Origin of the sequence: Aeromonas sanarellii (assembly GCF_000820085.1) — a bacterium.
Lineage (GTDB): Bacteria > Pseudomonadota > Gammaproteobacteria > Enterobacterales > Aeromonadaceae > Aeromonas > Aeromonas sanarellii.
Window position 1 is genome coordinate 35,411 of sequence record NZ_CDBN01000098.1, and the last position, 22,894, is coordinate 58,304.

Genomic DNA, 22,894 nt, shown 5'->3' on the forward strand with positions numbered 1-22,894 from the left:
CCTTACCAGTTCTGTTTGCCGAACCCGGACGTGATGGGGTAACGGCGATCCTTACCAAAGTTGCGGGCCGTGATGCGGGGGCCGACCGCCGCCTGACGGCGTTTGTATTCGTTGAGATCCACCAGACGGACCACCTTGCGCACCACCGCCTCTTCGAAGCCCTCGGCCACCATGTCGGCCACGGACGCATCCTCTTCCACGTAGCGCTTGAGGATGGCATCCAGGATGTCATAGGGAGGCAGGCTGTCCTGATCCACCTGATCCGGCGCCAATTCGGCCGACGGGGGACGATCGATGACCCGCTGCGGGATCACGTATTCCACGCTGTTGCGATACTCGCACAGCTTGAAGACCAGGGTCTTGGGGACATCCTTGAGCACGTCGAAACCCCCGGCCATGTCGCCATAGAGGGTCGCATAACCCACCGCCATCTCGCTCTTGTTGCCCGTGGTCAGCACGATGCGGCGGCGCTTGTTGGAGAGAGCCATCAACAGCACCCCGCGGCAGCGCGCCTGCAGGTTCTCTTCGGTGGTGTCGCGGGCAGTGCCTTCAAACAGCGGCGCCAGCTGAGCCATAAAGCCTTCGAACATGGGCTCGATGGAGATGATGTTGAACTCCACCCCCATGCGCTCGGCCTGCTCCTTGGCGTCTTCCACGCTCATCTGCGCGGTGTAGCGGAACGGCATCATCACCGCCTGCACCTTGTCCGCCCCGATGGCATCGGCTGCAATGGCCAGGGTCAACGCCGAGTCGATGCCGCCGGAGAGCCCCAGCACAGCCCCCAGGAAACCGTTCTTGGTGACATAGTCGCGCACCGCCAGCACCAGCGCCTGATAGGTTTCGGCCAGCGGCTCGAGCGGCGCGACCGGCTCACGCTCCTTCACCGGCTGACCATCGGCAAAGCGCACCAGCGCCATCTCTTCGGCAAACGGGGCCAGCTTGTGGGTCAGCTCGCCCCGGCTGTTGAACACCTTGGAACAGCCGTCGAAAATCAGCTCGTCCTGGCCGCACACCTGGTTGAGGTAGACCAGCGGCAACCCGGTCTGATTGCAGCGCTCGGTCATCAGCTCGCGGCGGATCCAGGGTTTCTCCTGATCGTAGGGAGAGGCGTTGATGGTGATCAGCACATCGGCCCCCGCCGCCTTGGCGGCCAGCGCTGGGCCGGGTTGCCACAAGTCCTCGCAGATGAGCAGCCCCAGTCGATGGCCACGGAACGGCACCACGCAGGTCTCGCTCGCCGCCGTGAAATAACGCTTCTCGTCGAACACCCCGTAGTTGGGCAGATCCTGTTTGAAGTAGCGCTCCACCAGCTGGCCATGCTCATAGAGAGAGGCGGCATTGTAGAGAGCCTCCCCTTCGCGCCAGGGGTGGCCCACCAGGATGGCGCAAGCCCCCTGCCATGCAGCGATGCGGGCCAGGGCCGCCTCTACCCGGATCATCAGGTCGGCGCGCAGCAGCAGATCCTCCGGCGGATAGCCGGTCAGGGCCAGCTCGGAGCAGACCAGCAGGTCGGCACCTTGTTGGTCAGCCTCGGCGGCGGCCGCCAACACCTTGTCACAGTTATCTTCGATGGCGCCTACCGTCAGATTCAACTGGGCAAGCATCAGAGAGAGGGCTTTTGCCATGGCGATGCATCTTGAATTCGAAAATGATGGGGAATGATAAAGAAAAGGCGCTGGCTGTGCCAGCGCCTTGGGGAGAAGGGCATCCGTTATTACTCCATCACGCTACCTATGACGGATGACGGATATACACATGCCTCCATATCACAGCACATCAGGCTAAGGCACTGTGGTGCACGTCGTCGTCGGCGTCGGCGTCGGTGCAGGTGATGCGGTCAGCAACGTCTCCTGTACCATCATCACACACCCTCCCACCGAGGTACCGCTGGCTGGCAGGGTAAATGTCTGGGAGGCCGGCGTGATCTGGTAACCGCTCTTGGAGAGGGTCAGCGTAAAGCTGCTGCCTGGTACGCCACTGCACGAATAGTTTGGTTTTGCCGGTTTGCCCAGGTCCAACACTTGACAGGTTACATTGGCATTGTTGACGCCAACGGTCAGGCCAATAGAGGTGGCATCGCAAGAGACTGAGGTGTTTTTCAAGCCGTTACCGTTGCCCGTCGTCTTCAGCTGCAAACATTCTACAATCCCGTGAATACTGGCAACCGGCTGATCTTGAATACTGACCAGCATGGTGGATGTCATGGCCGCAGTGACATCTTCAGGTAGGACGGGTGACCCCACAACCCCCGAATTACCCTGATAACTTTTCACCGTGATGGTGATTGGGCTATCGGCTGGCGGAGTGCCAGAGAAGGTCGTACTCTTGGCCGTCAGCACCCCCCGGCTATAGGTACCGTAATAGTTGTTGTCCGGGTCAACGATAGTGGCTATCGGCTGACTCGTCACGGTACCCTTGTTGGTGTCGCTGCTGCTCCATTCGCTTAGCAGCGTCATGTTCACATCCTGAAACGGGATTTTGGCCAGAATCGGTTCGCTCACTCCCCCTTTAAAGACCTCATCGCTTAGATAGCTGGGGGGCATGATATCCACGTAGATGCCACGGCTGATCAATTGCCTCGAGCCTATCGAAGTCGACAGGGCCGTGGTACTGTCACCAGCCCGGTTCGCCGCCAGCCAGCTATTGAATGACTGGATCGCCGGGGAGGAGTTGGGGGCAGACCAACTGCTGTCAGTTGTCCCAGCGAAAGCCGTTTTCTGCCATTTGGCATGCTCTGTCACCACATAGACCACATAAGCCTGATAGTTCGCCAGATTGGTGGCATCGTTCAGAAAGCTGGCGGAGAAACTGGTTAGGCTCGCAAGGCGCCAATCCGGTGCGGGGCGGTAGAAACCATCGATACGGATAAACCGGCAGGCATCCAGATAATCACCTGTGCTGGCCGCCACCAGGCTACTCCCGCTTGCTTGGTATCTGCCCCTGCTCGTGTTCAGTGGTGCGTAATAGCCGGCAAATCCTTGGGCGCTTACATCATAATGTTCATTGCAACAAGTCGAGCAGAGTGTTTCCTGCTGATTGGCATTGCCTTTCAGCACCCCGACAGACTTGCTCAACTGTATACCTGACTTCCAATATTGCAGATCATCGGACTCGATATAATAGGGACGTGTGGGCAAATAAGCCGTTCCTGTGCCACCGGAAAAAGTGCAGCTGCAATAAACCGTGGCAGTATCCTGAACCGACTGTCGCTGACTGCCGGTTCCTATAGTCTGGTAAGTCGCCGTATCAAATTGAATGGTTCGGCTGGAACTGGATCCTCCCGATATATGGGGTAAAGGCTTGCTCGTCTCTTTATTACTGCCATTCCCCAGCGCGACTGAAACCACGTCCGGCACGCTTCCCTGCGTATAGTCAACCGTGGGACTTTCACGAGGTTTGACCAGACCGTCTCCGGTTTCTTCGCTGGTGAAGGAACCTGTAGGGGAAATTGCGCCAACTAGCTCTAATGAACGGTCATCGCCACTGTTATCCTCCCAAGTTACCCTAACCAATATCTGCTTACGCTCGGGGTAGTCGTAAGGATAAGCGGCAGGCGGAGTTGCCGACCAGACACCACCATTCAGATACTGATTTGTGACCGTCCAGTTCACAGCATAACTGTCGTTCGAGAGTGACTGGCTGCCGCTACCGGTGGCAATATCCTTATAAGCGGTGAGTGGCGGGATCGCAGTGCGTACTTCGTTGAAGTTGCGAAACTCATCGAGCTTGGACTCGGCCAATCGCATGGCTATCTCGTACCGCCCTCCTTCCCGGGCCGTGCTCAACATGCCACGCGCCAGCGAGACCAGCCCTGCCACCCCCACCCCGAGCAGCACCAGGGTAATCAGGATCTCCAGCAGACCGAATCCTTTCTGCTTTTTCATATGCGTTCCTCGCCCTACCAATCCCGCCAACTACCGGGCACCATCTTTGTGGTCTGAAAACTGGCGCCCTGTTGAACACCGTCAAGCACGGATTGATCGTATTTGACATTGAAAGTACCGCTCGTGATATCGATAGGGGCATTGGCAATCAGGGAGCCATTCACCGTTGCCGTACCATTTGCTTTCACCCGCGGAGGATTACTCGGATCATCCGAATGCGCGAAAATGATGCCGTTGAATACCAAGCCGCCATTCATCGTCAGGTCACCATCCCGGACAATCAGCACAACGGGAGCCCCCGCACTTCCAATCGGACTCGCGGTGAAGTCACAATCGACGCCGACATCGACAATAAATATCCCGGTCGATGTCGCCCCCAGAGAGCTGCAATTGGGGATAGAAATCGCCCCGTTATCGAACATGTTGGCCCAGCCTTCATCTGTATCCGGCTCTCCAAACAGATACCAGAGCAGATCGTCTGGGAAGGTGGGATCACTTGCCTTTATATCCGGCCCGATATCATTATCATCGCTGAGATTAGTACTGCAGCTGCCGCCGCTAAAATCCCCTTGGTGACACGTCTGCCAGGATCCACTACCCCCTACAGCCTGATCAGACCAGACCGATAGCGGTACCCCTGGCCCCCCACCGTTTGGATTGGCAACCACAGTGAAGTTTCCCCCAATAGAGGCCCCTCCCGCGACCATCAGAGGTACAGCTTTGGCTGCGGAAAGCAGATGATAGGCCGCCACCTGAACCCGCACTGTGGCTGTTCCCAGATTGCTGGGCAAGGTGGCGGTGGACACCAACTCCACCGGGGTCACATCAAGAGTATTGGGGGGTGAGCCGACCGTGATCGGCGTTGTGTTGGTCGTAGTGAGCAGATAAGTGCCTTGTGCCGAGCTGACCGTCAAACCGCCGCTGGGGATGGCAATACCGGCGTCCTGCCGACTCAGACCATCAGTAATGCCCAGCTCAGCCAGCGCCAAGGCTTGCCGATATTGAACCTCGTTGACGCTAACCTTGCGATCGGCCACCATCAATTTCCCCACCAGCAGGGAAACTCCAACAAGGATAAGGATAAGCAGCAGGGTAACCGTAAAGGTGGTGAAACCGGCGTGACGTTTCATGGCATTAAAACCCGTCGTTGCGCAGCTTGATATCCCGCTGCAGAGTGAGCGCCAGGGCCGGGGATTTAATATCGTTGCCCGTGATAGTAAGTCTGATGGTTCTGACCCCCGTTGAGACAGAACCGGAGATCATGCTAAAGCTCAACGCACTGACCGCTATCGTATCTTCTGAACTGAGCTTGCTACCTGCCGAACAATTAGCTGTGCTACCTTGCCCCAGCCTCACCGCCTTATCGGCACTGCTGTAGTTATAAAACCGTGTCTCACCGGCCGCAGAGGTGTTGTCCAACACACCATCCGCGTTGTCGTCGTATTTCACCTTGATGCAGCCGCTCACCAGATCTGTGGCCGGATCAAAATAGAATGGGGAGGTCGCACCAGAAACCAACGTATGTGCAGCTGCACTGCCGTCATAGCCCGCACGCTGAATATCACGAGCCATCATGTCCGTAATCGACTGAAGTTCCTGATTGAGACGACTGACCTGCATGGCCGTCTTGTTGGCCTTGAGTATGCTAGCAAAGAGCGCCGAAGCAGCCGCAACCAGCAGCAAGCCCGCCACCATAGCAACCATCAGCTCAACCAAATTAAAGCCCTTAGATTTGCTTAAGCGCATGGCGATGTTCCTGTCACAACATCACTCCGGACACGCCCAATCTTGGAGACAATCAACGCGTATTCATGTTCTCCAATCTTCAGGCAAATGGAACCATTACTGACACCACCATAAAGACTTCGAAAGTCTCCGCGACGGTTATTGAACTCGAGCGCGATAGCCGTACCCGACTTGGTAAAGTTGGAGTCCAGAATCACGCTTCCAAATTCGTCTGCATTGACTCCTTTTCTCCCTTCAATACTAGAACATTGATCTGCACAGCTATTGCATGTCCCATCAATCGCAATGCGATAGCACCAGTTTGATTGACCGACATTGAAGAGTTTGAGCGTCAACGGCACACCGCGCTTGACCGCCTCGGACTTGAGCAGCATGACATCGGTATAGATGGCCTGTGTCGCAGCTCTGACCATCTGCTCCTGTCGTAATGACTGATAACTGGGGAGAGCGACGGCAACCAGGATCGCCACCAGTGCCAAGGCGAGTATCAGCTCTATCAGGGTAAAGCCGGACACCGGCCTGATCCGCATTTCCATGTTTGCCCAGACTCCTGTCTATAGCCCGTTCTTGGGCTGGCGAGTACTATCCTATGATAGTCTCAACTCACTTATGGAACCATGCCGATGCCAATACGCTTCGCAAGAGGAATTACGCTGATTGAACTGATGGTCGTGGTCGCCATCGTGGCCATCATTGCCGCCATCGCCTATCCCTCTTTCCAGAATGGATTGTTACACTCCCGACGCGCCGATGCATTCAAGACTCTGATGACCATGCAACTCAAACAGGAGGAGTATCGAATCACCAGCAGCGCTTACAGCACGAACCTAGCGGATCTTGGCAACCCCAGCAGCAACTATTACAGTTTTTCCGTGGTTGCAGCCTCGACCAGTGCCGCCACCTACAAGCTGCAAGCTCAGGCCAGCGGAGCTCAGAGCAATGATACCGGTTGTACCCTGCTCACCATCACCAAGGCCGATGTGAAGGAGCCTGCCGACTGCTGGAAGTGAGCCTTCATAACCATCAGCACCCAGTTGAAGATACCTGAGAGGAATACCTCTCATGCTTAGGTCATGGATAGGCAAAACACAGAAATAAGAAGAAAGTGAAGCCTGTGTCAATCATGGCCCTTCCCCGGAAGAGCCTTTAGCCTCGATGCTGGAGTTGCTCGCTCTGCCTACAAAAATGCCGGCGCTGGGCCGGCATTTCCATTAGAGGATACGAAGTTCGGGGGGGACCTCAAACACCACGTTTTCCTCGCGACCCGGATGTTCGGTCACTATCTTGCCACCCAGCTCGCGCAGGCGACCGATGACGTTCTGTACCAGCACATCGGGTGCAGAAGCCCCTGCCGTCACCCCGATACGTTCCACACCGTCCAGCCACTGTGTCTCAATCATGGAGGCATCATCGATGAGGTAGGCACGAGCCCCCACCTTCTCGGCCAGCTCCCGCAGGCGATTGGAGTTGGAGGAGTTGCGCGACCCCACCACCAGCATGGCATCCACCAGCCCGGCCATCTCCCGCACCGCGTCCTGACGGTTCTGGGTGGCGTAGCAGATGTCGTCCTTGCGCGGCCCCTGGATCTTCGGGAAGTGCTGGCGCAGCGCATCGATGACGTCAGAAGTCTCATCCACGCTGAGGGTGGTCTGGGTGACGAAGCAGAGATCGTCCGGATTCTTCACCCGGAGTTTCGCCACATCCTCCGGCGTCTCCACCAGATACATGCCCCCCTCGGGATTTTCGTACTGGCCCATGGTGCCGATCACCTCGGGGTGGCCGGCATGCCCGATGAGCACGGCCTCGGAGCCCTTGCGACTGGCGCGATGGACCTCCATGTGCACCTTGGTCACCAGCGGACAGGTCGCATCGAACACCTTGAGGGCGCGGGACTTGGCCATCTCGCGCACCGTCTTGGCCACGCCGTGGGCGGAGAAGATGACGATGCTGTCGTCCGGCACCTCGTCCAGCTCCTCGACGAAGACAGCGCCCGCCTCCTTCAGCTTGTTCACCACGTAGCGGTTGTGCACCACCTCGTGGCGGACATAGATGGGGGCACCGAACTTCTCCAGCGCGCTCTCGACGATGCTGATGGCCCGGTCGACACCGGCGCAGAAGCCACGGGGGTTAGCCAGCAGAATATCCATCAGTGAACCTTCTCCTCGTCATCAACCCCCAGGATCTCCACCTCGAAGGTGACGGTGTGACCGGCCAGGGGGTGGTTGAAATCGACCGTGACCGACATCCCTTCCACCGCCCGGATGATCCCGGGCAGCTCGCTGCCGTTGGGCTGGTCGAACAGTATGATGGTACCTACCTTGGGCTCTACATCTGCACCGAACTTGGCGCGGTCGAGATGGTAGATGTTATCGGGGTTGGAGAGGCCGAAGGCCTCTTCCGGCACCAGGGTGAAGCTCTTGCTCTCCCCTGCGCGCAGCCCCAGCAGGCATTGCTCGAAGCTCGGCGTCAGACTGCCGTCTCCCATCCGCAGACGGGCCGGCTTGCCGTGCAGCGCCGTGCTGTCGGCCACCGAGCCGTCTTCCAGTTTGATAGAGAAATGGAACAGCACGCTGCTGTCCGCAGCAATCGACTGGCTCATGAGGTCGCGTCCTGTTTTTTCTCGCCACGGAAGCCATCCAGCACGATCATGGCGGCACCGATGAAGATGAAGCTGTCCGCCAGGTTGAACGCCGGCCAGTGGGCACGCTGCCAGTAGAAGTCGAGGAAGTCGACCACATGGCCCAGCACCAGCCGGTCAAACACGTTGCCGAGCGCCCCGCCGATGATCAGGCTGTAGGCGATACCGCTCCAGCGCTGGGTCACCGACTGCTTGCGCAACCAGTGGATCAGCAGGCCGCAGATGGCAAACGCCAGCAGGGCGAAGAACCAGCGCTGCCAGCCGCCCTGATCGGCCAGGAAGCTGAAGGCCGCCCCCTTGTTGTAGACGTGGACCAGGTTGAAGAAGGGGGTGATCTCCACCCCCGGATAGCCAAACGGCAGCAGCTTGACCACGGCGAGCTTGCTCGCCTGGTCCAGTACGAAGGCCAGCACCGCCAGCCACAGCCAACGCAGGCCGGTTTTGTTGTTCATCTCGTTCTGAGTCATGTTCATCAGGCAAATTGACGCGTTTCGCCGTCACCCTCGACGTTGGTGACACAGCGGCCACAGATCTCTTCGTGACCCGCGATGGTACCCACGTCTTCCACATGGTGCCAGCAGCGGTCGCACTTGGCGGCGGCTGACTGGGCAACACTCAGCCACAGGTCGTCGCGCTCGGTCGCCACGGCCTCTGCCGGGGCGGCATCGGCGCTGACCACCCTGGCCTTGGAGGTGAGCAGCACGAAGCGCAGCTCATCGGCCAGGGCGTTCAGGCGGGCAGCCAGTTCCGGCTTGGCGAACAGGGTCAGCTCGGCCTGCAGGGAGCCACCGATGCGCTTCTCCCCACGAGCCACTTCCAGCGCCTTGTTCACTTCACCGCGCACGGCGAGGATCTCGGCCCAGAACTCGTCGTTCAGCACTTCGCCCGCTTCCAGCCCGAACAGGCCGTCGTACCACTCCTCGGTGAAGACGAATTCGCCACGCTCACCTGGCAGCAGAGCCCAGATCTCGTCGGCGGTGAAGCTCATGATGGGCGCCATCCAGCGCACCATGGCCTCGGCGATATGATAGAGGGCGGTCTGGCAGGAGCGACGGGCCAGGCTGTCAGCCTTGGCGGTGTACTGACGGTCCTTGATGACGTCCAGATAGAAGGAACCCATCTCGATGGAGCAGAACTGCATCAGCTTCTGGGTCACGCCGTGGAAGTTGTACTCGTCGAACGCAGTCACGATCTCGGCCTGTACCGCCTTGGCACGGCCCACGGCCCAGCGATCCACCACCACCATGTCGGCAGGCGCCACCATGTCGGTCGCCGGATTGAAGCCGTTCAGGTTGGCCAGCAGGAAGCGGGCGGTGTTGCGGATGCGACGATAGGCGTCGGCCGAGCGCTTGAGGATCTCGTCGGAGACGGTCATCTCGCCGGTGTAGTCGGTGCTGGCGACCCACAGACGCAGGATGTCGGCACCCAGCTTGTTCATCACGTCCTGCGGGCTGACCACGTTGCCGATGGACTTGGACATCTTGCGACCCTGGCCATCCACGGTGAAACCGTGAGTCAGCACCTGGTTGTAGGGGGCCTTGTCTTTCATGGCCACGCCGATCATGAGCGACGACATGAACCAGCCACGGTGCTGGTCGGAACCTTCCAGATACATGTCGGCTGGCTTGCCGTTGAATTCGGGACGGGCATCGACCACGGAGGCATGGGTGGAGCCGGAGTCGAACCAGACGTCCAGGGTGTCGGGCACCTTCTCGTAGTTGTCGGCGTCGGCTCCCAGCAGTTCGGCCTTGTCCAGATCCCACCAGGCCTGGATGCCGGACTGCTCGACCCGCTTGGCCACCTCTTCCATCAGGCGGACGGAATCCGGGTGCAGCTCCTGGGTATCCTTGTGAACGAACAGGGAGATGGGCACGCCCCAGGTACGCTGACGGGAGATGCACCAGTCGGGACGGTTCTCGACCATGGCCTGAATGCGGTTCTTGCCCCAGGCCGGCACCCAGCCGCTCTGGCCGTGCTGGGCAATGCCCTCTTTCTCGATGCGCTCGATCTCTTCGAGGGCACGCTTGCGCAGACCCTTCTGCTCCATGCTGATGAACCACTGCGGGGTGGCACGGAAGATGATCGGGGTCTTGTGGCGCCAGCAGTGCGGGTAGGAATGGTTGAACACCTTGTGGTGAAGCAAGGCGCCGCGCTCGGTCAGCACCTCGACCACGGAGGCGTTGGCCTTAAACACGTGCTGGCCGGCAAACAGCTCGGTATCCGGCAGATAGACGCCGTTGCTGCCAACCGGGTTGGCCACTTCCAGGCCGTACTTCTGACCGACCACGAAGTCTTCCTGACCGTGGCCAGGGGCGGTGTGCACCGCGCCGGTACCTGCGTCCAGGGTGACGTGGTCACCCAGCACCACGGGCACATCGAAGTGGTAGAAGGGGTGGTTGAAGCGCAGCAGTTCGAGCGCCGCGCCCTTGGCGTAGCCCAGGTTGTGGAACTTCTCGATGCCGGCCCTGTCCATCACGTCCTTGACCAGCTCGGCGGCCAGGATCAGGCGCTCGGGATGCTCGCCCTCCACCTGCACCAGGGCGTAGTCCAGATCGGCGTGCATGGCGATGGCGCGGTTGGCCGGCAGGGTCCAGGGGGTGGTGGTCCAGATCACGGCAGAGATCACGCCCTTGCCGGTGTGGCCTTCGGCGCAGTCAAACTTGGCGGCGACGGCAGCCTCGTCGACGGCCTTGAAGCGCACGTCGATGGAGGGGGAGTTCTTGTCGTAGTACTCCACTTCGGCCTCAGCCAGCGCGGAGCCGCAGTCGGTACACCAGTGCACCGGCTTGGAGCCCTTGTGCAGGTGGCCGTTGGCCACGATCTTCGCCATGGAGCGGATGATGTTGGCTTCAGTGCCGAAATCCATGGTCAGGTAGGGATGTTCCCAGTCACCCAGCACGCCCAGACGGATGAAGTCGGTCTTCTGCGCTTCGATCTGGGTCTTGGCGTATTTGCGGCACTCGGCGCGGAACTCGGCGGCGGAAACCTTCTCCCCCGGCTTGCCGACCATGCCTTCCACTTTCAGCTCGATGGGCAGACCGTGGCAATCCCAGCCCGGCACATAGGGGGAATCGAAGCCGGAGAGGCCCTTGGACTTGATGATGATGTCTTTGAGGATCTTGTTGACCGAGTGACCGATGTGAATACTGCCGTTCGCATAGGGGGGGCCATCGTGCAGAATGAAAGAAGGCTTGCCCGCTTTGGCGCGGCGAATGGCGCCGTAAAGATCCTGATCGTACCAACGTTTCAGCATGTTGGGTTCGCGCTTGGCCAGATCGCCACGCATCGGAAACTCTGTTTCCGGCAGATTCAGGGTGTGTTTATAGTCGCTCATCAGTCCTGGGTTCCCTTCTTTTCTAAAAGAGTGCTGGGTAAATGAAATTGTGGCAGCCCGAACCAGGCTCGGGCCGCCAGGGCATCTCGTTCGATCTGCTCTTTCAAGGCGGAGAAAGAGTCAAACTTCTGCTCTTCGCGCAGCTTGTGGCGAAGCAGCACCTTGACCTGCTGACCATATAGATCACCAGAAAAATCAAATAGATGTACTTCCAATCTGGCTTGTGTACCGCTCAAGGTCGGCCGTACACCCACATTGGCGACACCGGGGAAGGTCTTGCCGGAACATATCACTTCCACCGCAAACACGCCACCGACCGGGACAACCTGGCGTTTGAGGGCCAGATTGGCGGTGGGAAAACCTATAGTGCGCCCCAGCTTGTCGCCGTGGGCCACCCGACCGCTGATGGCATAGGGGCGACCGAGCATCAGCTCCACCTCCGCCATGCGCCCGGCCCTGAGGGCCTCGCGCACCAGGGTGCTGCTGACCCGCTGACGGGAAAGCTGGAAGCTCTGGGTGCTGATCACCTCGAACCCGAAGCGTCGCCCCGCCTCTTCCAGCAGATGGAAGTCCCCTTCCCGCCCCTTACCGAAGCGAAAATCGTCGCCCACCACCAAGTAATGCACCCCGAGCTTCTCCACCAGCAGCTGCTCGATGAAGGTGCTGGCCGCCTGCTCGGCGAAACGGTGGGTGAAGCGCACGCAGAGCATGCGGTCGATCCGCATGGCCTTGAGCGCTTCGTACTTCTCCCGCCAACGGCTGAGGCGGGCGGGCGCGGCGGCACCGGCAAACAACTCCAGCGGCTGGGGCTCGAACAGCATGACGCAGGCCGGCAGGCCGAGCTGCGCGGCCTTCTCCTGCAAACGGGCCAACACCGCATGGTGTCCCTGATGAACCCCATCGAAGTTGCCTATGGTCAATACACAGCCCCGGTGACGGGGCTTGATATTGTGAATGCCGCGAATGAGCTCCATCAGTGCCTTGTGCGTTGCTGCCATGGAAATCGGCGGATTATATATCAGGCAGCAATCAGGGTCAGCCCTGCCGTTGACCCGATTTCAGCTATCCGATGCCGTGTCCGACGCCATGGAGACGGGGTTGCTCCCTATTGGCGATCTGATTTCAGGTGTCTTGGCCGGATGCCCAGCGCCAGCAGGACTATCCCGTACAGCGCCCCGCCAAGGCAGAGCAGCAGGGTCAGCTCCAGGCTGGCCTTGCCCATGCTCCAGGCGCCCCACTGGGGGAGATCCGGTGACAGATAGGCCAGAAGCCCCCCCATCAATACCGTTGCCGCCAAGAGCTTGAGGCAGAACACCCCGGTGTTGCGGGAGGGGCGGTAGACGTTCTGCTGATAGAGCCCCTTGAACAGCAGGGCCGCGTTCAGGGTGCCGGAGCAGGCGGTCGCCAGCGCCAACCCCACGTAGCCCAGGGGATAGATGAAGAGGAGGTTGCACACCATGTTGGCCACCATGGCCATGATGCCGATGCGCACCGGGGTCTTGGTGTCCTGACGGGCGTAGTAGCCCGGTGCCAGCACCTTGATCAGCATCAGGGAGAGCAGGCCTGTGGTGGACGCCAGCAAGCTGGCGCTCGACATGCTCACCTCGTGCAGGCCGAACTCGCCGCGCATGAAGAGCACTCGCAGTATGGGCTCGCGCAGCACGGCGATTCCCACCATGGCGGGCAGGCCCAGCAGCATCACCATGCGCACCCCCCAGTCCATGGTGCGGGAGAAATCCGCCGGATCCGCGTCCACATGCTTGCGGGCCAGGGCTGGCAGGATCACCGTGCTGATGGCCACGGCAAAGAGGCCGAGGGGAAACTCCAGCAGCCTGTCCGAGTAATAGAGGTAGCTGATGGCACCTGTGGCCAGGAAGGAGGCCAGCATGGTGTTGATCAACAGGTTGATCTGGCTGACCGAGACACCGAACAGGGCGGGGATCATCAGGGTGCGGATCTTCACCACCCCGGGATGGTGCCAACCCCACTTGGGCCAGACCAGCATGTTGAGCTGGCGCAGGAAGGGGTACTGGAACAGGAACTGTACCAGACCGCCGAGGAAGACACCGATGGCCAGCGAGATCTCGGGGCGATCCAGCAATGGCGCTATCCACCATGCCGCCCCTATCATGGTGACGTTGAGAAACACCGGCGTGAACGACGAAACCGCGAAGCGCCCGAAGGTATTGAGGATGGCTCCCGCCATGGCGGTAAAGGTGATGAACCAGAGATAGGGGAAGGTGATCTTGAGCATCAGGCTGGCCAGCTCGAACTTCTCCGCCGCCGGGCCACCGTGCAGCCAGTCCCAGAACCAGCCCCAGCCGAACAGGGCCGTCAGGACGCCTGAACCCAGCACCCCGAGCAGGGTCACTACGGTGACGATACCGCCGAGGGTACCTGCCACCGCGGCCAGCAGATCGCGCAGCGCCTGCTCGTCACCGTTTTTCTTGTACTCCGTCATCACGGGGACGAAGGCCTGGTTGAACGCCCCTTCGGCAAACAGGCGGCGCAAGAAGTTGGGAATGCGATTGGCGAAGAAGAAGACGTCTGCGGCCACCCCGGCACCGAGCAGATTCGCGATGACCACATCGCGCACCAAGCCCATCACACGGGATGCCAGCGTCATTCCGGACACTATCATGCCGGATTTGATCAATTTCTTACTCAAGACGAGGCCTCTGGAACTGTCGGAAAGAAAAGAATGCTGTTAGAATCGGCCGACAGTTTAACCGTCTCCCATCTGACACACCACCGGGGGGCGGTGTTTATTTGCACAAATCATTTGACAATATGTGGTTGGGAAGGCATATTTCCGGGCCTTTTCAATACACTCGCTAAGACAGTTTTAGGAGTTTTACCTTGGCTAACATCAAATCTGCTAAGAAGCGTGCTCTTCAGTCAGAGAAACGTCGTCAGCACAACGCCAGCCGTCGTTCCATGACCCGTACCTACCTGAAGAAAGTGATCGCTGCCATCGCCTCTGGCGACAAGGCTGCTGCCACTGCCGCTTTCGCTGTTGCTCAGCCGATCATGGATCGTATGGCGACCAAAGGCCTGATCCACAAGAACAAAGCTGCTCGTCACAAGAGCCGCCTGTCTGCTCAGATCAAAGCCATGGCTTAATCAGCATCCGCTGATGAAAGCTGAAAAAACCGGCCTTAGTGCCGGTTTTTTATTTGGGTTCGCTGCAATACAGCCTGTGCAACAATCCGATCATCTCGCGTACCTCAAGGCTGCGCAGAGAATAGTAGACCGTCTGGGCCTCCTTTCTCGTCGCCACCAGCTCATCGCGCCTCAACACGGCCAGATGTTGTGACAGGGCCGACTGACTCAGCCCCAGCCGCTCATTGAGTTCCCCCACCGACAACTCCCGCTCCAGCAACTGACACAGAATGAACAGTCGCCGCTCGTTGGCCAGCGCCTTGAGCAGGGTGACGGCACGCCCGGCATTCGCCTCCATCTCTTCCAACTGCATCTCATCCCCTCTCCTGCAAGACAGCCATCATAACCCCGACCTCGACGATTTAAAAAGACAGGCTCGCTGGTTGAATGGCGGTGAAATCCTCCTGCCCGGCAAAGAGGAAGGAGAAGTCGCTCTCGCACACCCGTTTCACCGCAGGATGCTGGATCATCCGTTCGGCGAAGATGACGTAGTACTCCTCCATCAGATCCTGGGTCTCTCCCAGCAGCATCACCTCCTCCCCCTCCAGGATCTCCTCCCGGTAGATGGTCGGTGCCATGAAGATGCCCTGATTGAAGAAGCCGAACGCCTTCATCAGGGCCGCATCATCGAACTCCCCCAGGATGCTGGGAGAGATGCCCTGTTGCTCGAACCATTGGGTCAACTGGCGACCCATGGCGGTACGGCGACCGGGAATGAGCAGCTTGCGCTCCTCCAGACAGGCGGGAAAAGGCTTTTCGGGCAGCGGCGCCTTGCAGAAGAAGCTGACGCCACAGCCTCCGAGCCGCTTGGAGAGCAGCCCGGCATGCTGGCTGGAGTCCACCGGGCAGTCGGAGAGGATCATGTCGAGCTTGTGCTCACTCAACTGCTCCAGCAACAGCTCGTGGGTCGACTCGAAGCAGCGTAGGTGGATGGAGCCGTCGTTCGGGATGACGGAGAGCAGCACCCGGCTGGCGAGGCGCTTGGAGAGCGCATCGGCGATGCCGACGTCGAACAGGACCTGGCTCTCCTTGCGGTAGTTGACGATATCCAGCATCTCGTAGGAGAGGCTGAACATCTTGTCGGCATAGCGGAACACCAGCTGGCCAAGCTCGGTGGCTTCGAGAGATCTCCCTTTTCTGATCAACAACTTGCCGCCGAGGCGCTGCTCGAGCAGCTTTATCTGGCCGGTGACGGTCTGGGGTGTCAGGAAGAGGGCTTCCGCCGCCTGCGTGACGGAGCCCTTCTTCTGCGTCATCCAAAAATAGTAGAGGTGATTGTAATTAAGGTGTGACATCCGATGGGGTTCCCGCGCCAGGCGGGCTCCGGTAGCAGCTGAGTTCAACCGCCAGAATGTCATACATGTCGCTGATCGAGTCAACCTTGTTCGCGTCGAACTGCGCCTGCAAATGGGCCTTGAGACGAACGGGATCCGGCATCCGCTCGGAGCAGTAGCGCTTGTTGGACTGCTTGACCCGCTCGCCGGCCCGGCTGCTCAGGGCCCGCTCGGCGAAGGTCTCGCCAAACCGGGCCTTGGCCTGCTTGTCCCCCAGCATCAGGGCGCTGTCGACCACCCCGTTGAGATAGGCCGAACAACCGGCCGAGGCCGCATCCTGCTGGCAATCGGCCAGGCCGTTCCCCCAGACCACAGGACTCGCCAGCATGACTAACCATCCGAGTCGTTTCATAACCCCTCCGTGCTTTGATTCGCCTCCCGATTGGGCAGCGCCATCCGCAGGGCGATATAACCGGTCACGGCCGCCAGGGTGGACCCCGCCAGGATCCCGAGGCGCGAGTAGCTGCCGTAGTCCAGTCCGCCATGCTCGAACGCCAGCGACGCGATGAACATCGACATGGTGAAGCCGATGCCACACAGGATGCTGACGGCAAAGATTTGTCTGAAGTTCACTCCTTGCGGCAGCTGGGCGACACCGGTTTTCACCGCCAGCCAGCTGATGGTGAAGATCCCGAGCGGCTTGCCGACGAAGAGGCCCAGTATGATGCCCATGGGAAGCGGGTTGAGCAGGGCCGAGAGATAGATCCCCTCCAGAGAGACCCCCGCATTCGCGAAGGCGAACAGCGGCAGGATCAGGAAGGCGCTCCAGGGGTGCAGCACATGCTCCAGATGCTTGAGCGGTGACGCATAGCGCTTGCCGTTCAGCGGGATCATAAAGCCCACCACCACACCGGCCAGCGTCGCGTGGACGCCGGACTTGAGCACCGCGACCCAGAGCACCAGCCCCACCAGCATGTAGAGGCCAATTCTGTCCTCACCACGGCGGTTCATCCAGAGCAGGGTCAAGGTGGCCACCACACCTATCGCCAGCGCGGTCAGCGACAACTGCTGGGTATAGAACAAGGCGATGATGATGATGACCCCCAGGTCATCCATGATGGCCAAGGCCAGCAGGAAGACCTTGAGGCTGGTCGGTACCCGCTTGCCCAGCAATGCCATCACCCCGAGGGCGAAGGCGATGTCGGTCGCGGCCGGGATGGCCCAGCCAGCCCGGGTGGCCTCGTCCCCGTAGTTGAAGAGGCTGTAGATGATCGCGGGGGCCAGCATGCCGCCCACGGCGGCAATGGCCGGGAAGGTGGCCTGCACCCGGGAGGAGAGCGCCCCCTCCAGCATCTCGCGCTTCACTTCGAGGCCGACCAGCAGGAAGAAGATCGCCATGAAGCCGTCGTTGATCCAGAGCAGCAGCGGCTTGTTGATGTCGAGAGCCGCGATACGAACCTGCACCTCGGTATTGAGGAAGCTCTGATAGTGCTGCGCCAGGGCCGAGTTCGCCAGGCCCATGGCCAACAAGGCGGCCAGGATCAGAATTATTCCGGAAGCGGACTCCAGTTTGAGAAAACGCTTGAATACATCGCTCATGTCTAACTACCCGTAAAATTGCATCTTTTCAGTCTAGGGGTCGAGTAGTTCAATGAAAAATCGTTTCTAACAGCCAGTAACAACGAGAAAACCGAAGGCAAAATGAATTGTGTCTGCTATAAGCACCATCTTCCCCTCCCCTTCCCCCAGTTCCTTACGCCAAAAACTGCATAATAATTCACATGAGGCATGAAAAAGGCGCCCGCAGGCGCCAATGGAACAGGAGTGTCAAACCGTCTTCACTGTCCGTCTCCGGGGGCAAGGGGCCCCTCAGATAGCGACGGGGGCCTTGATGCCGGGATGGGGATCATAGCCCTGGATCTCGAAGTCCTCGAACCTGTAGTCGAAGATGGAGTCCGGCTTGCGCTTGATCACCAGCTGCGGCAAGGGCCGCGGCTCACGGCTGAGCTGCAGCGCCGTCTGCTCCATGTGGTTGGCATAGAGATGCACGTCGCCTCCGGTCCAGACGAAGTCCCCCACCTCGAGGTCACACTGCTGGGCCATCATGTGGGTCAGCAGAGCGTAGCTCGCGATGTTGAACGGCAGGCCGAGGAAGACATCGCAACTGCGCTGGTAGAGCTGGCAGGAGAGCTTGCCGTCCGCCACATAGAACTGGAAAAAGGCGTGGCAGGGAGCGAGCGCCATCTTGTCCAGCTCGCCCACGTTCCAAGCGGAGACGATGATGCGGCGAGAATCCGGGTTTTGCCTGATGTCGTCCACCGCCTTCTGGATCTGATCCACCACGCCACCGTCCGCGGTCGGCCAAGAACGCCACTGGGCACCGTAGACGGGCCCCAGATCACCGTGCTCGTCAGCCCACTCGTCCCAGATGCTGACGCCGTTCTCTTTCAGATAGGCGATATTGGTGTCACCGTTCAGGAACCAGAGCAGCTCGTGAATGATGGAGCGCAGGTGACACTTCTTGGTGGTCACCAGCGGGAATCCTTCCGCCAGATTGAAGCGCATCTGATGGCCGAACAGGGAGAGGGTACCGGTACCGGTGCGATCGGATTTGACTGCCCCTTCGTCCAGAATTTTCTGCATCAGATCGAGATAGGCACGCATTACTTGGCCTCCTTGGGCGCATTGCCGAACAGACGGGGCTGTTTATAGGCGGCCCAGACCATGAGCGCACCCGCCACTATCATCGGGGTGGAGAGGATCTGGCCCATGCTGATTTCGTTGAAGTAGAGGCCCAACTGGCTGTCCGGCTGACGGACGAACTCCACCAGGAAGCGGAACAGGCCGTAGAACAGCAGGAACAGGCCTGAGATGGCGCCGCGGGGTGGATGCTTGCGCCAGAACAGGTTCAGGATGATGAAGAGCACCACCCCTTCCAAGGCGAACTGGTAGAGCTGGGACGGATGGCGCGGCTCGGGGCCCGCCTCCGGGAAGATGATGGCCCAGGGCACATCGGTGACCCGCCCCCACAGCTCGCCATTCATGAAGTTGCCGATGCGACCGACGCCGAGGCCAAAGGGGATGAGCGGCGCCACGAAGTCGGCCACGGTGAAGAAGTGGCGCTGGGTCTTGTGGGCAAACCAGATCATGGCGGTGATGACCCCGATGAGACCACCGTGGAACGACATGCCCCCGGTCCAGATCTTGAACAGGTAGGTCGGGTCGGCGAGGAAGAGATCGAAGTTGTAGAACAGCACGTAGCCGATGCGGCCACCGAGAATGACCCCGAGGAAGCCGTAGAACAGCAGGTCGGAGACCTCGTTGCGGGTCCAGCCGCTGTTCGGCGCATCGGCGCGACGGCCCGCCAGCCACATGGCGAAGGCGAAGCCGAACAGGTACATGAGACCATACCAGCGAACCGATAGTGGTCCCAAACTGAATGCTACGGGATCAATCTGCGAGAAAATCCAATATCCGTCGTGCTGCATAAGCGGCCCCAGTCATAGGAAAAGCCGCATTCTCCGATCATTCGCCAGCAGGAACAAGACTGAATATCAATCTGGCAGCCTGACCTTGTGGCCCGCCCGCAGCAAGCCGCCCAGCCCGTGTTCTTCCAGGTAGCGGGCAAACAGGCCGCGCAGCACGTGGGGATTGTCGTGCTTGAGGCCATCGGCCAGCAGCGTCTTCAGCTCCCCGAGGTCGGATTGACGCAGCACGTACTTGATGCGCGAAATATTGTGGGTATTCATGCTGAAGCGGCGATAGCCCATGGCCAGCAGCAGCAGCACGCCGACCGGATCGCCGGCCAGCTCGCCACAGACCGAGACCGGCTTGTGGTAGCGCTGAGAGGCATCGACCAGCAGCTGCAGAGCGCGGATCACTGCGGGGTGGAAGGCGTCGTAGATGCTGGCGACCCGGGCGTTGTTACGGTCCACAGCCAGCAGATACTGGGTCAGGTCGTTGCTGCCCACCGACCAGAAGTCGATGAGGGGTGCCATCTCAGGCAGGATATAGAGGGCGGAGGGGACTTCAATCATCACCCCGAGGCTGGGGTAGCGGATCACCGCATCGCGGCTCGCCGCCTCCTCCGACACCTCGCGCCAGGCCTGATCCAGCAACCGGCGGGAGGCCTTGATCTCACTGACGCTACTGATCATCGGCAGCATGATGGCCAGATTGTCCAGCCCTTCGCTGGCCCGCAGCATGGCCTTGAGCTGAACCAGGAAGAGCTCGGGGTGATCCAGAGTGAGCCGGATCCCCCGCCAGCCAAGGAAGGGATTTTCCTCCACGATGGGGAAGTAGGGCAGCTGCTTGTCCCCTCCCACGTCCAGGGTGCGCATGCAGACCGGTCTGTCCCGGTAGGTCTCCAAGATCCCGCGATAGCGCGCCGTCTGCTCCCACTCCGAGGGGAAGCTGTCCTGCAGCATGAAGGGGATCTCGGTGCGATAGAGTCCGACGCCGTCCGCCAGATGGTTGAGGGAGATCTCGGTATCGGCGCTGAGGCCGGCATTGAGCAGCAGGGAGACAGGCGTGCCGTCGGCGGTCTCGGAGGGCTGGTTGTCGACGCTGCGCACCAGGGTATCCAGCGCCCGCTCCTCGCTCAGCAGTTGCCGGTACTCGGTCAGGATCACCTGGTTGGGTTCGATGAAGAGATCGCCGCTGTAGCCATCGATGACCAGGGTGCGCCCGCCGATGTCGCCGAGGGGCAGATCCACCCCCATGATGGCAGCCACCCCCATGGCACGGGCCAGGATGGCGGCGTGGGAGTTGGTCCCCCCCTTGAGCGACACCACGCCGCTCAGGAATTCCCGCGGGATCTCGGCGAGTATGGTGGCGGTCACCTCGTCGGCCACCAGTACCACGGACTCTCCTATGGTGAGCTGCTCGGGCTCGTCCTGCACCAGACGGCTGATGAGCCTCTGGGCGATGTCCTTCACATCGGTGGAGCGCTCTCTCAGGTAGGGATCCTTCATCCCCTTGAACTGTTCGATCAGGCGATCGCTGATGAGCTTGACCGCGGAGATCGCGGTCCAGTGCTCCTTGCTGACCTTGTTGCGGATCGGCTTGATGTAGCCAGGGTCGTCCAGCAGGTGCAGATAGATGTCGAAGATCGCGACCGAGTCCTGGCTGTAACTCTCGCGAAAGCGCAGCGCTAGGCTCTCCAGATCGTGGCGCACCTCCTCCACCGCCAGCTCGAGGCGGGCCAGCTGCTTGCCGTGGTCCTCGTCCTTGCGCGGCGTGATGGTGTTGAGCGCCTTGCGCGGGCGCCACACCCAGGCCTTGGCGATGGCGATGCCGCTGGCCCCGGCGATGCCGCGCAGGGGCTTGCTCCAGTCGGTCTTCTGCAACCACCCCTTGGCCTGGGCCTGGGCGATGCGAGCCGCCAGCTGGGCCGCCAGGGTGACCATGAAGGACTCTTCCCCTTCATCGAACAACCGACTCTCTTTCTGCTGCACCACCAGAATGCCCACCACCTGGCGCTGATGCATGATGGGGGCACCGAGGAAGGAGCGAAACGCCTCCTCGGCCACGTCGGGCAGGAACTTGAAACTGGGGTGGGCCGGGGCATCGGCCAGGTTGATCAGCTCTTCACGCTGACCCACCAGACCGACGATGCCCTGTTCGAAGGGCAGGGTCGCCTTGCCCACGGCCGACTCGGCCAGGCCATCGGTGGCCGCCAGCCGGTAGCGGCGCATCTCTGGCTCGGCGACATAGACAGAGCAACAGTCCACCGTCATGGCGAGCCGGGTCTGGCTCACCAATGCATGCAGGGCCTGTTCGAGGGTGTTGGCCTCGGCCATGCTTTCCACGATGCGTCTGAGTTCCGTCAGCAACTAGTTGTGCTCCTTAGCGCGAGCGGTTGCGCCGCCCATCCTTTCGATTAGCCTGCACCACGGGCACTGGCATGGCCAGCGGGGCAAACTCCTTCATCACCCGGCGGTAAACCTCCCGCTTGAAGGAGACGACCTGACGCACCGGGTACCAGAAGCTGACCCAACGCCAATCATCAAATTCCGGGTGACCATGGCAGCCAAACTGGATCCTGGACTCTTTACCGGGATCGAGCTGCAACAAAAACCACTTCTGCTTCTGGCCAATACAGACCGGTGAACTGTCCCAGCGAACGAGCCGTTTGGGTAAGCGATATTTCAACCAGTTGCGACTGGTCGCCAAGATGGTCACATCGTCCGGCTTGAGGCCTATCTCCTCATACAGCTCACGATACATGGCCTGTTCCGGCGATTCACCATCATCAACCCCCCCCTGCGGAAACTGCCAGGAGTGCTGCCCATAGCGCTTAGCCCACAATACTTGTCCGTCACGGTTACAGATCACGATGCCGACATTGGGACGAAATCCGTCGCCATCTATCACGTGATCACCTTATAAAGGCTGAATCTATAACGAGATTGTTCCACATTCACCCCGTGGCGGCAAACAGGGACTGTCATCTTCCATTCATGAATAACTTGGCTTTTCAAGCAAAGTTATAAACAAATTGGACATTCTAGCTGCCCAAGTTGCCCACCCAGACTGTGCATAAGCCTGTGATCAAGCAGGTATATACAGTAGTTTTATACTGTGGTGTCTCACGGCACCACATCATACCCGATTCACCACTAAATATAATATTCATTTAAATACATAAACTTACACTTTAAGTGCTGGATCAAGATCCATGTCTTTTGCGCCCAAGGATCCTCACCGTCAATTGTGAACAAGTTCGGCTGTTCAAAGATCCACCAAGGCTGATTTATCCACAGATATGGCGCATTATCTGCACCGAAATGGCGAGAAAAATCGGCGTGCTCTCACATTTATTTCTGATGCGGGGGGCTGCATCACCACTTTATCT

Annotated in this window: 21 protein-coding genes; 2 read left to right on the forward strand and 19 right to left on the reverse strand. The window is 59.7% G+C overall.

The genetic code is table 11. The features are described from left to right. Positions 1 to 2: 2 nt before the first annotated feature. The 5 genes from BN1132_RS18405 to BN1132_RS18425 form a co-directional block, all read right to left on the reverse strand. Positions 3 to 1,625, reverse strand: coding sequence for an NAD+ synthase (locus tag BN1132_RS18405; protein WP_042079276.1), 1,623 nt, complete (start codon positions 1,623 to 1,625; stop codon positions 3 to 5). A gap of 156 nt (positions 1,626 to 1,781) precedes the next feature. After that, complete coding sequence (locus tag BN1132_RS18410; protein ID WP_052447053.1) at positions 1,782 to 3,884, reverse strand: type IV pilus modification PilV family protein; 2,103 nt, start codon at positions 3,882 to 3,884, stop codon at positions 1,782 to 1,784. A gap of 14 nt (positions 3,885 to 3,898) precedes the next feature. Then, entirely contained in the window at positions 3,899 to 5,014 is a 1,116-nt protein-coding gene (locus tag BN1132_RS18415) for a PilX N-terminal domain-containing pilus assembly protein (RefSeq protein ID WP_042079277.1), read from the reverse strand. Positions 5,015 to 5,018: 4 nt separating this feature from the next. After that, entirely contained in the window at positions 5,019 to 5,630 is a 612-nt protein-coding gene (locus tag BN1132_RS18420) for a prepilin-type N-terminal cleavage/methylation domain-containing protein (protein ID WP_157005494.1), read from the reverse strand. Then, positions 5,621 to 6,166 carry a pilus assembly FimT family protein gene (locus BN1132_RS18425; RefSeq protein ID WP_042079278.1) on the reverse strand — a complete coding sequence of 182 codons (546 nt, stop codon included), beginning with the start codon at positions 6,164 to 6,166 and terminating at the stop codon, positions 5,621 to 5,623. Before BN1132_RS18425 ends, BN1132_RS18420 begins: the two co-directional genes overlap by 10 nt. 87 nt (positions 6,167 to 6,253) lie before the next feature. Here BN1132_RS18425 and BN1132_RS18430 point away from each other — a divergent pair, with 87 nt between their 5' ends. Continuing rightward, positions 6,254 to 6,640: a type IV pilin protein gene (locus BN1132_RS18430; protein ID WP_042079279.1), complete on the forward strand. Its 387-nt coding sequence runs from the start codon at positions 6,254 to 6,256 to the stop codon at positions 6,638 to 6,640. A gap of 201 nt (positions 6,641 to 6,841) precedes the next feature. Here BN1132_RS18430 and ispH read toward each other — a convergent pair whose 3' ends face one another. The 6 genes from ispH to murJ all read right to left on the reverse strand — a co-directional run bounded on the left by ispH (position 6,842) and on the right by murJ (position 14,270). Further along, entirely contained in the window at positions 6,842 to 7,777 is a 936-nt protein-coding gene (gene ispH, locus BN1132_RS18435; RefSeq protein WP_042079280.1) for a 4-hydroxy-3-methylbut-2-enyl diphosphate reductase, read from the reverse strand. Beyond that, on the reverse strand, positions 7,777 to 8,229 hold the full coding sequence (gene fkpB, locus BN1132_RS18440) for an FKBP-type peptidyl-prolyl cis-trans isomerase (protein ID WP_042079281.1): 453 nt from the start codon (positions 8,227 to 8,229) through the stop codon (positions 7,777 to 7,779). The genes ispH and fkpB overlap by 1 nt, the downstream gene beginning before the upstream one ends. Next, positions 8,226 to 8,741 (reverse strand): signal peptidase II, encoded by a 516-nt coding sequence (lspA, locus tag BN1132_RS18445; RefSeq protein WP_042079282.1) that lies wholly within the window; start codon positions 8,739 to 8,741, stop codon positions 8,226 to 8,228. The genes fkpB and lspA overlap by 4 nt, the downstream gene beginning before the upstream one ends. Continuing rightward, positions 8,741 to 11,602, reverse strand: coding sequence for an isoleucine--tRNA ligase (gene ileS / locus BN1132_RS18450; protein ID WP_042079283.1), 2,862 nt, complete (start codon positions 11,600 to 11,602; stop codon positions 8,741 to 8,743). The genes lspA and ileS overlap by 1 nt, the downstream gene beginning before the upstream one ends. Beyond that, positions 11,602 to 12,576 carry a bifunctional riboflavin kinase/FAD synthetase gene (gene ribF / locus BN1132_RS18455; RefSeq protein WP_042079284.1) on the reverse strand — a complete coding sequence of 325 codons (975 nt, stop codon included), beginning with the start codon at positions 12,574 to 12,576 and terminating at the stop codon, positions 11,602 to 11,604. The genes ileS and ribF overlap by 1 nt, the downstream gene beginning before the upstream one ends. 131 nt (positions 12,577 to 12,707) lie before the next feature. Continuing rightward, on the reverse strand, positions 12,708 to 14,270 hold the full coding sequence (gene murJ / locus BN1132_RS18460; RefSeq protein ID WP_042079285.1) for a murein biosynthesis integral membrane protein MurJ: 1,563 nt from the start codon (positions 14,268 to 14,270) through the stop codon (positions 12,708 to 12,710). Between the two features lie 191 nt (positions 14,271 to 14,461). Here murJ and rpsT point away from each other — a divergent pair, with 191 nt between their 5' ends. Next, positions 14,462 to 14,725, forward strand: a complete 264-nt coding sequence (gene rpsT, locus BN1132_RS18465) for a 30S ribosomal protein S20 (RefSeq protein WP_005308808.1) — start codon at positions 14,462 to 14,464, stop codon at positions 14,723 to 14,725. Between the two features lie 49 nt (positions 14,726 to 14,774). Here rpsT and BN1132_RS18470 read toward each other — a convergent pair whose 3' ends face one another. The 8 genes from BN1132_RS18470 to rppH all read right to left on the reverse strand — a co-directional run bounded on the left by BN1132_RS18470 (position 14,775) and on the right by rppH (position 22,413). Next, the gene (locus tag BN1132_RS18470) at positions 14,775 to 15,077 is read right to left on the reverse strand and encodes an ArsR/SmtB family transcription factor (RefSeq protein ID WP_042079286.1); all 303 of its coding nucleotides are present in this window, start codon (positions 15,075 to 15,077) and stop codon (positions 14,775 to 14,777) included. 49 nt (positions 15,078 to 15,126) lie between these two features. Then, positions 15,127 to 16,059 (reverse strand): transcriptional activator NhaR, encoded by a 933-nt coding sequence (gene nhaR, locus BN1132_RS18475; protein WP_042079287.1) that lies wholly within the window; start codon positions 16,057 to 16,059, stop codon positions 15,127 to 15,129. Next, positions 16,046 to 16,450 (reverse strand): Rossmann-fold NAD(P)-binding domain-containing protein, encoded by a 405-nt coding sequence (locus tag BN1132_RS18480; RefSeq protein WP_042079288.1) that lies wholly within the window; start codon positions 16,448 to 16,450, stop codon positions 16,046 to 16,048. The genes nhaR and BN1132_RS18480 overlap by 14 nt, the downstream gene beginning before the upstream one ends. Then, entirely contained in the window at positions 16,447 to 17,637 is a 1,191-nt protein-coding gene (gene nhaA, locus BN1132_RS18485) for a Na+/H+ antiporter NhaA (protein WP_042079289.1), read from the reverse strand. Before nhaA ends, BN1132_RS18480 begins: the two co-directional genes overlap by 4 nt. Positions 17,638 to 17,907: 270 nt before the next feature. Beyond that, complete coding sequence (gene thyA / locus BN1132_RS18490; protein WP_042079290.1) at positions 17,908 to 18,702, reverse strand: thymidylate synthase; 795 nt, start codon at positions 18,700 to 18,702, stop codon at positions 17,908 to 17,910. Then, on the reverse strand, positions 18,702 to 19,526 hold the full coding sequence (gene lgt, locus BN1132_RS18495; protein ID WP_042079291.1) for a prolipoprotein diacylglyceryl transferase: 825 nt from the start codon (positions 19,524 to 19,526) through the stop codon (positions 18,702 to 18,704). Before lgt ends, thyA begins: the two co-directional genes overlap by 1 nt. Before the next feature lie 66 nt (positions 19,527 to 19,592). After that, complete coding sequence (gene ptsP / locus BN1132_RS18500; protein ID WP_042079292.1) at positions 19,593 to 21,872, reverse strand: phosphoenolpyruvate--protein phosphotransferase; 2,280 nt, start codon at positions 21,870 to 21,872, stop codon at positions 19,593 to 19,595. A 13-nt stretch (positions 21,873 to 21,885) separates the two neighbouring features. Further along, positions 21,886 to 22,413 carry an RNA pyrophosphohydrolase gene (gene rppH, locus BN1132_RS18505; protein ID WP_082035008.1) on the reverse strand — a complete coding sequence of 176 codons (528 nt, stop codon included), beginning with the start codon at positions 22,411 to 22,413 and terminating at the stop codon, positions 21,886 to 21,888. Positions 22,414 to 22,894 lie beyond the last annotated feature (481 nt).